Origin of the sequence: Pseudomonas khavaziana (genome assembly GCF_019145205.1) — a bacterium.
GTDB lineage: Bacteria > Pseudomonadota > Gammaproteobacteria > Pseudomonadales > Pseudomonadaceae > Aquipseudomonas > Aquipseudomonas khavaziana.
In genome coordinates this window covers 274,517-288,757 of the sequence record NZ_JAHSTT010000006.1, presented here as the reverse complement: position 1 = coordinate 288,757, position 14,241 = coordinate 274,517, and the positions used below count along the sequence as shown (strand labels likewise).

At 60.3% G+C, this 14,241-nt stretch carries 13 protein-coding genes; 9 read left to right on the top strand and 4 right to left on the bottom strand.

Going from position 1 to position 14,241, the window contains the following annotated elements; all coding sequences use genetic code 11:
* Positions 1 to 41: 41 nt before the first annotated feature.
* Together KVH01_RS17250 and KVH01_RS29955 are read right to left on the bottom strand one after the other, a co-directional pair.
* The gene (locus tag KVH01_RS17250) at positions 42 to 431 is read right to left on the bottom strand and encodes a hypothetical protein (RefSeq protein WP_217882204.1); all 390 of its coding nucleotides are present in this window, start codon (positions 429 to 431) and stop codon (positions 42 to 44) included.
* A gap of 261 nt (positions 432 to 692) precedes the next feature.
* Positions 693 to 1,124 (bottom strand): PAAR domain-containing protein, encoded by a 432-nt coding sequence (locus tag KVH01_RS29955; protein ID WP_225924244.1) that lies wholly within the window; start codon positions 1,122 to 1,124, stop codon positions 693 to 695.
* Positions 1,125 to 1,500: 376 nt separating this feature from the next.
* Between KVH01_RS29955 and xylA the strand changes: the two genes are divergently transcribed.
* From xylA to KVH01_RS17205, 8 genes are all read left to right on the top strand, one after another.
* Positions 1,501 to 2,817, top strand: coding sequence for a xylose isomerase (gene xylA / locus KVH01_RS17240; RefSeq protein ID WP_057025339.1), 1,317 nt, complete (start codon positions 1,501 to 1,503; stop codon positions 2,815 to 2,817).
* A gap of 101 nt (positions 2,818 to 2,918) precedes the next feature.
* On the top strand, positions 2,919 to 3,917 hold the full coding sequence (xylF, locus tag KVH01_RS17235; protein ID WP_124400290.1) for a D-xylose ABC transporter substrate-binding protein: 999 nt from the start codon (positions 2,919 to 2,921) through the stop codon (positions 3,915 to 3,917).
* Between the two features lie 136 nt (positions 3,918 to 4,053).
* Positions 4,054 to 5,598, top strand: a complete 1,545-nt coding sequence (gene xylG / locus KVH01_RS17230) for a D-xylose ABC transporter ATP-binding protein (RefSeq protein WP_217882203.1) — start codon at positions 4,054 to 4,056, stop codon at positions 5,596 to 5,598.
* A complete protein-coding gene (locus tag KVH01_RS17225; protein WP_217882202.1) occupies positions 5,599 to 6,735 on the top strand; it encodes a sugar ABC transporter permease in 1,137 nt (378 codons plus the stop codon).
* Between the two features lie 459 nt (positions 6,736 to 7,194).
* Positions 7,195 to 7,503, top strand: coding sequence for a DUF6124 family protein (locus KVH01_RS17220; RefSeq protein WP_217882201.1), 309 nt, complete (start codon positions 7,195 to 7,197; stop codon positions 7,501 to 7,503).
* Between the two features lie 198 nt (positions 7,504 to 7,701).
* Positions 7,702 to 8,649 carry an ornithine cyclodeaminase family protein gene (locus KVH01_RS17215; protein ID WP_217882200.1) on the top strand — a complete coding sequence of 316 codons (948 nt, stop codon included), beginning with the start codon at positions 7,702 to 7,704 and terminating at the stop codon, positions 8,647 to 8,649.
* 13 nt (positions 8,650 to 8,662) lie between these two features.
* Entirely contained in the window at positions 8,663 to 9,796 is a 1,134-nt protein-coding gene (locus tag KVH01_RS17210; RefSeq protein ID WP_217882199.1) for an NAD(P)/FAD-dependent oxidoreductase, read from the top strand.
* The gene (locus tag KVH01_RS17205; RefSeq protein ID WP_043051636.1) at positions 9,796 to 10,422 is read left to right on the top strand and encodes a helix-turn-helix transcriptional regulator; all 627 of its coding nucleotides are present in this window, start codon (positions 9,796 to 9,798) and stop codon (positions 10,420 to 10,422) included. Before KVH01_RS17210 ends, KVH01_RS17205 begins: the two co-directional genes overlap by 1 nt.
* Before the next feature lie 124 nt (positions 10,423 to 10,546).
* On the opposite strand, the gene KVH01_RS17200 is transcribed toward KVH01_RS17205, so the two are convergent.
* A complete protein-coding gene (locus KVH01_RS17200; protein WP_217882198.1) occupies positions 10,547 to 11,323 on the bottom strand; it encodes an ABC transporter substrate-binding protein in 777 nt (258 codons plus the stop codon).
* A 245-nt stretch (positions 11,324 to 11,568) separates the two neighbouring features.
* Positions 11,569 to 13,068, bottom strand: a complete 1,500-nt coding sequence (locus tag KVH01_RS17195) for a CoA-acylating methylmalonate-semialdehyde dehydrogenase (RefSeq protein ID WP_043051634.1) — start codon at positions 13,066 to 13,068, stop codon at positions 11,569 to 11,571.
* 109 nt (positions 13,069 to 13,177) lie between these two features.
* Here KVH01_RS17195 and KVH01_RS17190 point away from each other — a divergent pair, with 109 nt between their 5' ends.
* Positions 13,178 to 14,113, top strand: coding sequence for a LysR family transcriptional regulator (locus KVH01_RS17190; protein ID WP_217882197.1), 936 nt, complete (start codon positions 13,178 to 13,180; stop codon positions 14,111 to 14,113).
* Positions 14,114 to 14,241: the final 128 nt, after the last annotated feature.

Here is a 14,241-nt window from a genome sequence, read left to right as displayed (position 1 = left end):
GACTGCTCAGGATAGCGGGCCTCGGATGAGGCCCGCTTAACTTACCTAAATTCCACCAACATGGCTGCAACTGCTGCCCAAAAGACGGAACCGATCAACATCATCATATTGATGGTCAACAGACGTTTTAGATGAGGTGGGAAGTTTTCAAGATCGACAGGGTCCAGTTCTCCGATGCGAATAGACGCCTTCGGCAACGTCACCATTCCGGCAATTTTTGATATTTCCAGAAGCGACCAGATTACCCCTCTCTTTCCCAGGCTTGTTCCCCATACATAAATAAAACGACTGTTTTTCAGCGCATCTTTCATAGAGTCCAAGTGTCGACGACTAAGGTAAAGACTAAAAGTAATGCCAGCAGCAGCAAGCAAAATTGGGCCCCCTGTAACGATGATTGCGATCCAGGGAGGCCAAGTGTCGATACCGGTCATGGTTGCCTTGCCTCGTAAATTTTTTCACCTATGTACTCACCCGTTTTACCACCGTAAGTCGTACCCACCCAGGCGCCAGTGCCTACAACAGCAGCGACGCAGATAACACCACCGATTGCTGTTGTGACGCCTAGGGCTACGCACACTGCAGTACTGGCATAGCTGGCTGCCAATCCGCTTGCAGCACCGATAGCAGTAGACCCAGCGAATTTCCCTCCTTCAGTAAATTTAACCTTCTCACACGCCGCCCCAGAATCCCCGTTACACACCTGCTGAATAGCCAACAGCGAATGTGGCTTCCATCGCTTCGCGAGTCATGCTTTTGGGCACGATATAAAAACCTGGCTCCTCGCCTGAGAGAGCTTTAAATGCGCTAAATGCGGACCGGGGCGCATAACTTGGCACGATGGAAGTGCGTTGAGAAGGGGCTGCCCATTGGGGCGCTGGCTGGACCGGATCGACGGCTTGTCTGTTGGCGCTCACAGCCGAGCCACCTCTGCCGTGGTACTTGCCGAGTAACACCGAAGCAATCAGCTCGGCTTTACAGGGGCAGCCGCTGTAGCTGTCCAACGTACCGGCAATAAGCCGGCCATTGCTTCGCATGAAAGAAATGCCGCCGATGATCTTATATGTTTGCCCATCCTTGCCACAGGTGACTGTGTCACCTTCGCACGCACGAAGACTGCCATGCATATGGGTCCTTTGATCTCCGTCCAGCACTTCCCCGCCGCAGGTGGTTTAGTCACCTTGGCGGATGAAATGACCTACGCTCATTGTTTTGCCTCTTATCCATGTTTTTTGGCCGTACTTCCCTGCTCGTCTCGATCAGAAAACTGACGCGTAATGCCTTTCGATTGAGGTAAACGAGCAAGAGAAAGTCAGTGGCAGGCCAAACTTTGAAGAGGCATATCCCCACCGTAAAGTCAGACGTTTCCCTAAATCACGTACTCCCTGAGCCGTTCTGAACGCCCCACTCAAAATCGCACTACACCTTGGTGATTTTCATAATCAGCACCCCAGGTGCCGTTGCTAGTATCCAGGCACCGCCAAGAACAATAAGGAAACCGCCATGCCGTACTTCCCCGGTGTCGACAAGGTTCGCTTCGAAGGCCCTGCCAGCGAATCCCCCCTCGCCTTTCGCCATTACGACGCCAACAAACTGATCCTCGGCAAACCCATGCGCGAACACCTGCGCATGGCCGCCTGTTATTGGCACACCTTTGTGTGGCCAGGGGCGGATATGTTTGGCATGGGCACGTTCAAGCGCCCATGGCAGCGCAGTGGCGATCCGATGGAGCTGGCGATCGGCAAGGCGGAGGCGGCCTTTGAGTTTTTCTCCAAGCTGGGTATCGACTACTACAGCTTCCACGACACCGACGTGGCGCCCGAGGGCAGCTCGCTCAAGGAGTACCGCAACCACTTTGCGCAGATGGTCGATCATCTGGAGCGTCACCAGGAACAGACCGGCATCAAGCTGCTATGGGGCACCGCCAACTGCTTCAGCAACCCGCGTTTTGCCGCCGGGGCCGCGAGTAATCCGGACCCGGAAGTGTTCGCCTTCGCCGCCGCCCAGGTGTTCAGTGCGATGAACGCCACCCTGCGGCTCAAGGGTGCCAACTATGTGCTGTGGGGTGGCCGTGAAGGGTATGAAACCCTGCTCAATACCGACCTCAAACGCGAGCGTGAACAGCTCGGACGTTTCATGCGCATGGTGGTGGAGCACAAGCACAAGATCGGCTTTACCGGCGACCTGTTGATCGAGCCCAAGCCCCAGGAGCCGACCAAGCACCAGTACGATTACGACAGCGCGACAGTGTTCGGCTTCCTGCATGAATACGGCCTGGAGCAGGAGATCAAGGTGAACATCGAGGCCAACCACGCGACATTGGCCGGGCACAGTTTTCATCATGAGATCGCCACCGCCGTGTCACTGGGGATCTTCGGCAGCATCGACGCCAACCGCGGTGACCCGCAGAACGGTTGGGACACTGACCAGTTCCCCAACAGCGTCGAGGAAATGACCCTGGCCACCTATGAAATCCTCAAGGCCGGGGGCTTCAAGAATGGCGGCTACAACTTCGATTCCAAGGTCCGGCGCCAGAGCCTGGACGAGGTGGACCTGTTCCACGGCCATGTGGCGGCCATGGATGTGCTGGCCCTGGCCCTGGAGCGTGCGGCGGCGATGGTGCAGGACGACCGCTTGCAGCAGTTCAAGGACCAGCGTTATGCCGGTTGGCAGCAGCCGTTGGGCCAGGCGGTGCTGGCGGGTGAGTTCAGCCTGCAGTCCCTGGCTGAGCATGCGTTCGCCCAGGAGCTGAACCCGCAGGCGGTGAGTGGTCGGCAGGAAATGCTGGAGGGGGTTGTGAATCGGTTTATCTATCGGTGACATTTGCACGACAAATCTATGCACAGAGCGTCAAGGGACGCTCTACAGTTCTACCCGCATCACCTTGTGTCTTTCCAACAACAATAAAGGGACGCACCACTATGAAATCATTCAAACGCACCCTGCTCGCTACCGCCCTGGCCCTGCTTGCCCTGCCGGTGATGGCCGATTCTGCCCATCCGAAGATCGGGTTTTCCATCGATGACCTGCGCCTGGAGCGCTGGTCCCGCGACCGCGATTACTTTGTTGCGGCCGCGGAAAAACTCGACGCCAAGGTGTTCGTGCAGTCCGCCGATGCCAACGAGCAGAAGCAGATTTCCCAGATCGAAAATCTGATTTCCCGGGGCGTCGATGTGATCGTCATCGTGCCCTTCAATGCCACCGTGCTGACCAATGCCGTGGCCGAAGCCAAGAAGGCCGGGATCAAGGTGGTGTCTTATGACCGCCTGATCCTCAACGCGGATATCGATGCGTACATTTCCTTCGATAACGAAAAAGTCGGTGAGATGCAGGCCAACGGCGTGCTGCAGGCGGCGCCCAAGGGTAACTACTTCCTGCTCGGCGGCGCACCGACGGACAACAACGCCAAGGTGCTGCGCGAAGGCCAGATGAAGGTGCTGCAACCGGCCATCGACAAGGGCGATATCAAGGTTGTCGGCCAGCAGTGGGTCAAGGAGTGGAACCCTACCGAAGCCTTGAGCATCGTCGAAAACGCCCTGACCCGTAATGACAACAAGATCGACGCCATCGTCGCGTCCAACGACGCCACCGCCGGCGGCGCAATCCAGGCCCTGGCCGCGCAGAAGCTGGCAGGCAAGGTGCCCATCTCCGGCCAGGACGCCGACCTCGCCGCCGTCAAGCGCGTGATCGACGGCACCCAGACCATGACCGTCTACAAGCCGCTCAAGCTGATCGCCACCGAAGCCGCCAAGCTCTCGGTACAACTGGCGCGCAACGAAAAACCCACCTACAGCTCGCAATACGACAATGGCAGCAAGAAGGTCGACACCATCCTGCTCACCCCGACGCCGTTGACCAAGGCCAACATCGACCTGTTGGAAAAGGACGGGTTCTATACCAAAGAGCAGATCGGCCTGTAGGAGCTGGCTTGCCTGCGAAAAGCGCCAACGATAACGCAGCGCTGCCAGGCAGGCCCGCGTCGCCTGCGCGATTTTCGCGAGCAAGCTCGCTCCTACAGTGAGCGTGTTTTATCGGCCTTTTGTGTGAGCCATCGCCATGTCGCACTACCTGCTGCAAATGAACGGCATCGTCAAAAGCTTTGGCGGTGTCAACGCCCTCAATGGCATCGATATCAAGGTACGTCCGGGCGAATGCGTCGGCCTGTGCGGCGAGAACGGTGCCGGTAAATCCACCTTGATGAAGGTGCTGTCGGCGGTCTACCCCTACGGCACCTGGGAGGGTGAAATCCTTTGGGATGGGCAGCCGCTCAAGGCCCAATCCATCAGCGAAACCGAGGCGGCCGGCATCGTTATCATCCACCAGGAACTGACCCTGGTGCCGGACCTGTCGGTGGCCGAGAACATCTTCATGGGCCACGAGCTGACCCTGCCCGGCGGGCGCATGAACTACCCGGCGATGCTGCACCGTGCCGAAGCCTTGATGCGCGAGCTGAAGGTACCGGACATGAATGTGGCGCTGCCGGTGTCGCAGTACGGCGGCGGCTACCAGCAACTGGTGGAAATCGCCAAGGCCCTCAACAAGCAGGCGCGCCTGTTGATTCTTGATGAGCCGTCTTCGGCGTTGACCCGTTCGGAAATCGAAGTGCTGCTGGATATTATCCGGGGCCTCAAGGCCAAGGGCGTGGCCTGCGTGTACATCTCCCACAAGCTCGATGAAGTGGCGGCGGTGTGCGACACCATCGCGGTGATTCGCGACGGCAAGCACATCGCGACCACGGCCATGGCGGACATGGACATCGCGCAGATCATCACGCAGATGGTCGGCCGCGAGATGAGCAACCTCTACCCGACCGAGCCCCATGCAGTGGGCGAAGTGATCTTTGAAGCGCGCAACGTCACCTGCTACGACGTCGATAACCCCAAGCGCAAGCGTGTCGACGATATTTCCTTTGTGCTCAAGCGCGGTGAAATCCTCGGTATCGCAGGGCTTGTGGGCGCCGGGCGCACCGAGCTGGTGTCGGCACTCTTCGGCGCCTACCCGGGCCGCTACAGCGCCGAGGTATGGCTGGACGGCCAACTGATCGACACGCGCACGCCGCTCAAAGCGATCCGCGCCGGGCTGTGCATGGTGCCCGAGGACCGCAAGCGCCAGGGCATCATTCCCGACCTGGGTGTGGGCCATAACATCACCCTGGCGGTGCTTGATAGCTACGCACACCTGAGCCGTATCGACGCCGAGGCCGAACTGGGCAGCATCGACCAGCAGATCGCGCGTATGCACCTCAAGACCGCCAGCCCGTTCCTGCCGATCACCAGCCTCTCCGGGGGCAACCAGCAGAAGGCCGTACTGGCGAAAATGCTGATGGCCAAGCCCAAGGTGCTGATCCTCGATGAACCCACGCGGGGTGTGGATGTGGGCGCCAAGTACGAGATCTACAAGCTGATGGGCGCGCTGGCGGCCGAAGGCGTGTCGATCATCATGGTCTCTTCGGAGCTGGCCGAAGTGCTCGGCGTGTCCAACCGTGTGCTGGTGATCGGCGACGGCCAATTGCGCGGTGACTTCATCAACGAGGGGCTGACCCAGGAGCAGGTGCTCGCCGCTGCGCTCAGCCAACACAATAACAATCGGAAGACCGCGTAGATGAATCAGGTCAAACACCTTTTCACCCGCTACAAAATGCTCGCGCTGGTGATCGCCGTGGCGTTCATCTGGCTGTTTTTCAGTTGGCAGACCGAGGGCGGCTTCCTCACCCCGCGCAACCTGTCCAACCTGCTGCGGCAGATGTCGATCACCGGGATATTGGCGTGCGGCATGGTGCTGGTGATCATCAGCGGCGAGATTGATTTGTCGGTGGGCTCGTTGCTCGGGCTGCTGGGCGGGCTGGCGGCGATTCTCGACGTGGTCTATCACGTGCCGCTGCTGGCCAACCTCAGTCTGGTGGCGCTGTGCGGCCTGATGATCGGCCTGGCCAACGGCTACATGACCGCTTACCTGCGCATCCCCTCATTTATCGTCGGCCTGGGCGGCATGCTGGCATTTCGCGGGATTCTGCTGGGGATTACCGGCGGCACCACCATCGCGCCGGTGTCGCCATCGCTGGTCTATGTGGGGCAGGGCTACTTGCCTCACACGGTGGGTGCCGGGCTGGGTGTATTGCTGTTCGCGCTAACGCTTTTTCTGACCTGGAAACAACGGCGCAACCGCGCGCTGCATGGCCTGGCCGCGCACTCGCTGGTGCGTGACGGGCTGCGTGTGATGCTGATCGGCGCGGTGCTCGCCGGGTTTGTCACCACCCTCAACAGCTACGACGGCATCCCGGTGCCGGTGCTGCTGTTGCTGGTGCTGCTCGGCGTATTCAGCTACGTCACCAGCCAGACCGTTTTTGGTCGGCGGGTGTACGCGGTGGGCAGCAATATGGAAGCCACGCGGCTGTCGGGCATCAATGTGCAGGCGGTGAAACTGTGGATCTTCGGCATCATGGGCGTGATGTGCGCCCTCGCCGGCCTGGTCAACACCGCCCGCCTCGCCGCCGGGTCACCGTCGGCGGGCAACATGGGCGAACTCGACGCCATCGCCGCCTGCTTTATTGGCGGCACCTCGATGCGCGGCGGCTCGGGCACGGTATACGGCGCGTTGCTCGGGGCCCTGGTGATTACCAGCCTGGATAACGGCATGTCGATGCTGGATGTAGACAGTTACTGGCAGATGATTGTGAAGGGCAGCATTCTGGTGCTGGCGGTGTGGGTGGATGTGAGTACGCGAGCGGGACGGCGGTAAGCCAATACTGGAGAACCCTGTGGGAGGGGGCTTGCTCCCGATGAGGGAGTGTCAGTGAACACATCTGTGACTGACACACCGCCATCGGGAGCAAGCCCCCTCCCACATTTATCTGCATTTCAAATGAGGGGTTGGTGGCATTTGGTCATGGTTTTTAAAGGGCCAGCAAGGCGTGTCCCTTTAAATTGCAGGACGTTTCCTAGACAATCCCTGCCGCCTTGTGCCTGCTGGAATCGATGGCTAGTCTGCGGTCCGTCACTGCCAATTCAGTGATCGGGTTTAGTCGCCCGGTATTCCAAAAGGCGCATGAACCACCCATGTTTTACGGTGGCTGTGCGCAGGGCGCCCTTGGGTGCGCCGGATTTTGCCTTTTGGCCGGTCGACTAACCTGCGTACAGCCGCCACCCTACGTTTAGTCGCGAAAGGTTCGGCTCCTTGAATCCAAAAGGAAGCTAAGCAATGAGTAAAGTCTTACCCGATCCACCCATCGATCCCGCAAAAGACCGCGCCGCCTTCAACCGCGCCATCGACCACTACCTGCCCACCCAAGGCTTCCACTGCGTCAACGAAGACCTGAGCTTCGAAGACGCCCTGCTCTACACCGCCAGTTTGCTCGACAGCGCATCCGCTACCGCGCTGGACTGCGGCGAGCTGCTGCAAAGCCCCGAGCGGGCGAAGATCCTGGCGGTGTGGCATTTGCTGGAAATTGCCAAGACCACCGTGGATCGCTCCATCGAATGCCTGACCTGCACAAAAGCCACTGCATAGAACGCGGTTGAAACTGTGGGAGGGGGCTTGCTCCCGATGGCTGAGTGTCAGTCAGTATCTGCTTGACTGATACACCGCTATCGGGGGCAAGCCCCCTCCCACTTTGATCTCCCACATTGATCTCCATTTTTTCCAGGGGTTATTGCGTACAAGAACTAAATGTCCATAATAGACAAATTAGTTTCCCTGGAGACATCCATGTCCAATTCCCCCCTCATCATCGATCAAGTTCAGGCGCGGGCATTGCTCGCCCAGATCGATGTACCTCTTATCCTGCGCAAGCTGTTCTGCGACCTGGCCGCCGGGCAGGCCGTGCAACCGCCGCAGCAGTGGGTGGAGTTCCCCCACGGTGCCGGTGACTTTATCAACTACCTGGGGGTGCTGGCCGAGGACGGGGTGTATGGGGTCAAGACCTCACCCTACATCGTGCGTGAGCAAGGGCCCCTGGTGACGGCGTGGACGCTGTTGATGTCGATGCACAGTGGCCAGCCGTTGCTGTTGTGCGACGCTTCTGAGCTGACCACCGCACGCACCGCCGCGACCACCGCACTGGCGGTGGACGCTCTGGCACCGGCGACGGCGCAGCGTCTGGCGATCATCGGCAGCGGCAAGGTCGCCCAGGCGCACCTGCGTTATGTGCAGAACCTGCGCGACTGGCAGCACATCCGCCTGTACTCCCCCAGCCTTGACAGTGCCAGCGCCGACACCCGCGCGCAGTTGACCGGCCTGGACCCGCGCCTGGCCCTCGCCGACACTTGCGATGCCGCAGTAGAGGACGCGGATGTGATCATGCTCTGCACCTCATCGGCAGGCCCGGTGATCGACCCGATGCGCTTGCGCAAGCCTGCCCTGATCACCTCCATCAGCACCAATGCACCCCGTGCCCATGAAGTGCCCCCGGCGTGCCTCAACCAGATGCAGGTGTACTGCGACTATCGGCAGACCACGCCGGGCGCGGCCGGCGATATGCTGATCGCCAGCGAACAGCACGGCTGGGACGCGCGCGCAGTGCTCGGTGACTTGCCCGAATTGCTCTGCGACATGGCGCAACGTCCAAACTACGATCGGCCGGTATTTTTCCGCTCCATTGGCCTGGGCCTGGAAGATATTGCATTGGCCAATGCCTTGTACCAACTGCAGCGCTAACCCGGAGATTTTTATGCAGCAGGCAGATTTCATCATCATCGGCGGCGGCATTGCCGGCGCATCCACCGGTTTCTGGTTGTCGCAGCACGGCAAGGTGCTGGTGCTGGAGCGTGAAAACCATCCGGCCTATCACTCCACCGGTCGTTCGGCGGCGCTTTACACGGCGGCCTACGGCACCCCGCAAGTACGTGCGCTGACCCTGGCCAGCCGGGCGTTTTTCGATGAACCGCCAGCGGGCTTCTGCGCGCATCCATTGCTCACACCCCGGGGCGAAATGACCGTCGACTTCAACGGCGATCCGGCGGAGCTGGACAGCCAATACCTGAGCGCCAAAGCCACCGTAGCCCAGGTGGAACGCCTGAGTGCCGACGAAGCCTGTGCACGGCTGCCGATCCTGCGTCGCGAGAAAGTCCACGGTGCCATCTATGACCCCACCGCCTGCGACATCGACACCGACGCCCTGCACCAGGGCTATCTGCGCGGTATCCGCCGTAACCACGGAGAGGTACGCACCGACAGCCATGTGCTGGGCCTGAGTCGTGACGCCGAAGGTCTGTGGCAAGTGCGTACCCAGGACGCAACCTTCAGCGCCCCAGTCATCATCAACGCCGCTGGCGCCTGGGCCGACCATATCGGCGGTCTGGCCGGCGCGGCGTCCATCGGCCTGCAACCCAAGCGCCGCTCGGCCTTTATCTTCGCCGGCCCCGACGGGGTGAACAGCCATGATTGGCCAATGCTGGTAGCCCTCGACGAAGCCTTCTACATGAAGCCGGATGCCGGCATGTTCCTCGGCTCGCCGGCCAATGCCGACCCGGTGGAGCCCCAGGACGTGCAGCCCGAAGAACTGGATATCGCCATGGGCATCTACCAGATTGAAGAGGCCACCACCCTGACCATCCGCCGCCCGACGCGCACCTGGGCCGGGCTGCGCAGTTTCGTGCACGACGGTGATTTGCTCTGCGGTTTTGACCCGCAGGTGCCAGGGCTGTTCTGGGTGGCAGCACAGGGTGGTTATGGTATCCAGACCTCTCCGGCCATGGGCCAGGCCAGCGCCGCACTGGTGCGCGGCGCACCGCTGCCCGAGGCGCTGACGCGATTCGGCCTGGACGCTGGTATGCTCTCCCCCGTCCGCCTGGAGCCCCATTGATGACCATCGCCGAACAAGACACCGTCATGCAAAACTTTCGTGGCATCGCCGATGCGATCGCCACCCTGTTCTTTCCCCATGCGGAAGTGGTGCTGCATGACTTGCGTACGCAAACCGTCGACTACATCGCCAACAACCTGTCTAAACGCAGTTTGGGTGATGATTCGTCGCTGGAGGACATGCTGGACGGTGACATCAGCGAAGTGAATATCGGCCCTTACGAAAAACTCAACTGGGACGGTCAGAAAATTCGCAGCCTGAGCACTGTGCTGCACGACCACAAAGGCCGCCGGCTGGCCGTGCTGTGTATCAACCTGAATATCTCGATGTTTGAAACCGCCAAGGCGGCACTGGACCTGTTCCTGTCGCCAAGCAAGTTGATCGCCCAGCCGGATGCATTGTTTCGCGATGATTGGCAGGAACGCATCAACACGTTCCTGCATGCCTGGCTGCGCGAGCGCCAGTTGAGCCTCAACCTGCTGACCCGCGACCACAAGCGTGAACTGGTGCTGGCGCTGCATGCCGAAGGCGCATTCAAGGGCAAGAGCGCCTCCAACTATGTGGCCAATGTGCTGGGCATGGGGCGGGCGACGGTCTACAAGCACCTGAAAGAGTTAAAGGCTTGACCACCTGCAGGAGCGAGCTTGCTCGCGAAGAACCTCAACGATAACGCGTGTGTTCTGGGTAAACGCGGTGCCTGTGAGTCCTTCGCGAGCAAGCTCGCTCCTACAAGGGTTCGAGCAGCTGAGATCAGTCGCCGTAGATATCGGTCTTGAAGTACTGCTGCGAAATCTTCTGGTATTCGCCACTGGCTCGAATGCCATCGATGGCCGCATTCAACTCGCTGACCAATGCCGTATTGCCCTTGCGCACTGCAATCCCCGCGCCCTCGCCCACGTATTTCGGATCCTTGAGTTCCGGGCCGACAAAGGCATAGCCTTGGCCGCGTGGCATCGCCAGGAAGTCGCTCAGGGGGATGGTGTCGGCAAAGATTGCATCCAGGCGCCCCGCTGCCAGGTCCATGTAGATCTCTTCGTTATTGCTGTAGCGCTTGACGTTGATGCCCTTGGGCTCGAACACCTCGGTGGCATAACGGTCGGTGGTGGTGGCGCGTTGCACGCCGACGTTCTTGCCCTTGAGGCTGGCGTACTGGTCATCCACCACCGCACCGTCCTTCATCACCAGGCGTGAGGAGGTGAAGTAATACTTGTGGGTGAAATCCACTGATTTCTTGCGGTCTTCGTTGATGGTCATGGACGACAGCGCCATGTCGATTTTCTTGACCTTGAGGGAGGGAATCAAGCCGTCGAACTCACCTTCGACCCACACGCACTTGACCTTCATTTGCGCACACAGGGCGTTGCCGATGTCGTAGTCGAAACCGACGATCTTGCCGTCACCGGTCTTTGAGGCGAAAGGCGGGTAAGCGGCCTCGATGCCGATACGCAGGGTTGTCTCGGCGGCGAGCAAGTGGCTGGCAGCGAACAGGCTCAGGGCCAGGGCGGGGATAAGGTGGCGTTTCTTCATGATCGGGTTCTCGCGGGTTGTTGTTGGTTTGGCAAGAGTGAAGAAAAACGTGCGGCGATGACTTTGTACTTATAATTCCATACTGGACTTTTATGTTCTTCGCGTCAATTCAGAGCAAACACATAAAAATGTGGGAGGGGGCTTGCTCCCGATGGCGGTGTTTCAGGCTCAGATACAGTGCCTGAAACACCGCCATCGGGAGCAAGCCCCCTCCCACATTAAGCCCCTGCGGCGCAGGTTAAACCTTACTTTGAAACAGGCATCGCAAACTCCGCACCCTGCTCGATACTCTCCGACCAACGCTGCATGATTGACTTCTGCTTGGTGTAGAAGCGCACGCCCTCGGTGCCGTAGGCATGCATGTCGCCGAACAGGCTCTTCTTCCAGCCACCAAAACCATGCCAGGCCATCGGCACCGGGATCGGTACGTTGATGCCGACCATGCCCACTTCAATGCGCCGGGCGAATTCGCGGGCGATGTTGCCGTCGCGGGTGAAGCAGCTGACGCCGTTGCCGAACTCGTGGTCGTTGACCAGCTTCACTGCTTCGGCGAAATCGTTGACGCGCACGCAGGCCAGCACCGGGCCGAAGATTTCTTCGCGGTAGATGCTCATGTCCCGGGTCACGTGGTCGAACAAGGTGGCGCCGAGCCAGAAGCCGTTTTCCAGGCCAGGCTCGGTGGGCACGTAGTCACGGCCATCGAGCAACAAATGCGCGCCGGCCTGTACGCCCTGCTCGATATAGCCGCTGATGCGCTCCAGCGCAGCCCGCGACACGATCGGACCCATTTCGGCTTTCAAATCGCGGCCATCGGTGATGCGCAACGTCTTGGCGCGCTCGGTCAAGGCGGCAATGACTTTGTCGCCCACATCCCCCACCAGCACCGCCACCGAGATCGCCATGCAGCGCTCGCCGGCACTGCCGTAGGCGGCGCCCATCAGCGCGTCGACGGTACGCTCGATATCGGCATCGGGCATCACCACCATATGGTTCTTCGCCCCGCCCAGGCCCTGCACGCGCTTGCCGTGACGGGCACCGCTCTCATAGATGTACTGGGCGATGGGCGTGGAGCCGACGAAGCTCACGGCCTTTACGTCGGGGTGTTCGATCAGTGCGTCCACCGACTCCTTGTCGCCCTGCACCACGTTGAACACACCTTTGGGCAAGCCGGCTTCACGCAGCAGCTCGGCCATGAACAGCGCGGCACTCGGGTCAGTGGGGCTGGGCTTGAGAATGAAGGTGTTGCCCGCCGCGATGGCGATGGGGTACATCCACATCGGCACCATCACCGGGAAGTTGAACGGCGTGACGCCAGCGACGACGCCCAGGGGTTGGCGCATCGTCCAGTTGTCCATGCCACGGGAGACCTGGTCGGAATGCTCGCCCTTGAGCAGGTTGGGAATGCCGCAGGCAAATTCGAGGATATCGATGCCACGGTCGACTTCGCCCTGGGCATCGGTGAACACCTTGCCATGCTCGGCGACGATGATGCGCGCCAGGTCGTCCTTGCGTTCGCGCAGCAGGTGCAGGTATTCGAACAGCACACGGGCGCGGCGGATCGGCGGCGTGTCGGCCCAGCCGGCAAATGCAGCCTGGGCGGCAGCGACGGCTTCGGCCACGGTCTGGCGGCTGGCCAGGGCCACGCGCCCGGTCACTTCGCCGGTGGCCGGGTTGTAGACGTCCTGATAGCGGTCATCGCGGCTGACGCGCTGGTCGTTGATGTAGTGTTCGATGGTGGTGGTCATGGCAGTGGATCCCCGGTGGGTAGCGTTGGAACATACGATAGGCTTTCTATTTGTTCCAAACCAGAGCAGAATCCAGAACTTATTGTCCTTGTATGCGAACAATACAATTATGGAAAAGGCTGAGATCGAAGGCTTGTGGACCCACATTCACTGGCTGTCGGTGCTGGAGGAACACGGCACCTACACCGCTGCGGCTGCCCGCCTGGGGGTGAGCAAATCCGCGGTCAGCCAACGTATCTCCGACCTGGAAAAAGCCACCGGCACGCGCCTGGTGACCCGCACCACGCGCAGCGTACGACTGACCGAGGCCGGGTTGTCCTTGACCCGCGACGTGCGCAGCGCCTACGCGCAGATCGCCCGCAGCTTTTCCTCGGTACGCGATTCGGTCGGCGAAATTCGCGGCCTGGTACGCCTGACCGCCCCGGTGGCGTTCGCCCGGCAACAACTGGTGCCGCACCTTTCCGGTTTTTTGCAGCAGTATCCGCAGGTGCGCATTCAGCTCGATGTGTCCGACGCCTTGAGCTCACTGGCGGCCGAGGGTTATGACCTGGCGGTGCGCCATGGTTTCCAGGTGCCGGAAACCCATGTGGCGTGGAAGCTGTGCGACACCACCTCGGTCCTGGTCGCAACCCAGGACTACCTGCAACACCACGGCGAACCGCGAACCCCGGCAGATCTCAGCGCGCATAACTGCCTCTACTACCCACGGGGCAGCGACCAGCCGGCCTGGACCTTCGAGCGCGGCGGCAAAAACAGCCAGCGCGTCACCGTGCCCATCGCCGGCAGCTTTTCCACCAACAACAGCGAAGCCTTGCGTGACGCGGCGCTCAACCACCTGGGCATCGCCCTGCTCCCGGACTTCAGCGCCCAGGCCGCTTTAGCCAGCGGCAAGTTGGTGCAGGTGTTGAAGGGGTGGACGCTCAAGGGTGCGTTTGCCGATGAAATCTATTTGATCAGGCCGTACTCGCCCCATGTGCCCAAGGCAGTGACGGCGTTGGTGGGGTATTTGAAGGAGAAACTGGCGGGAGGGTTTCGGTTCATTTGATCAAAGGTGGTATTGGCTGGCATCAGCGAAAATGTGGGAGGAGGCTATAGCTCATTCCTCGCGAATACTTGCCTGATCCTCCGACTTATCAGCCCCTGCCATAGATAGCCCTTGCGCCGTAGTCTAGA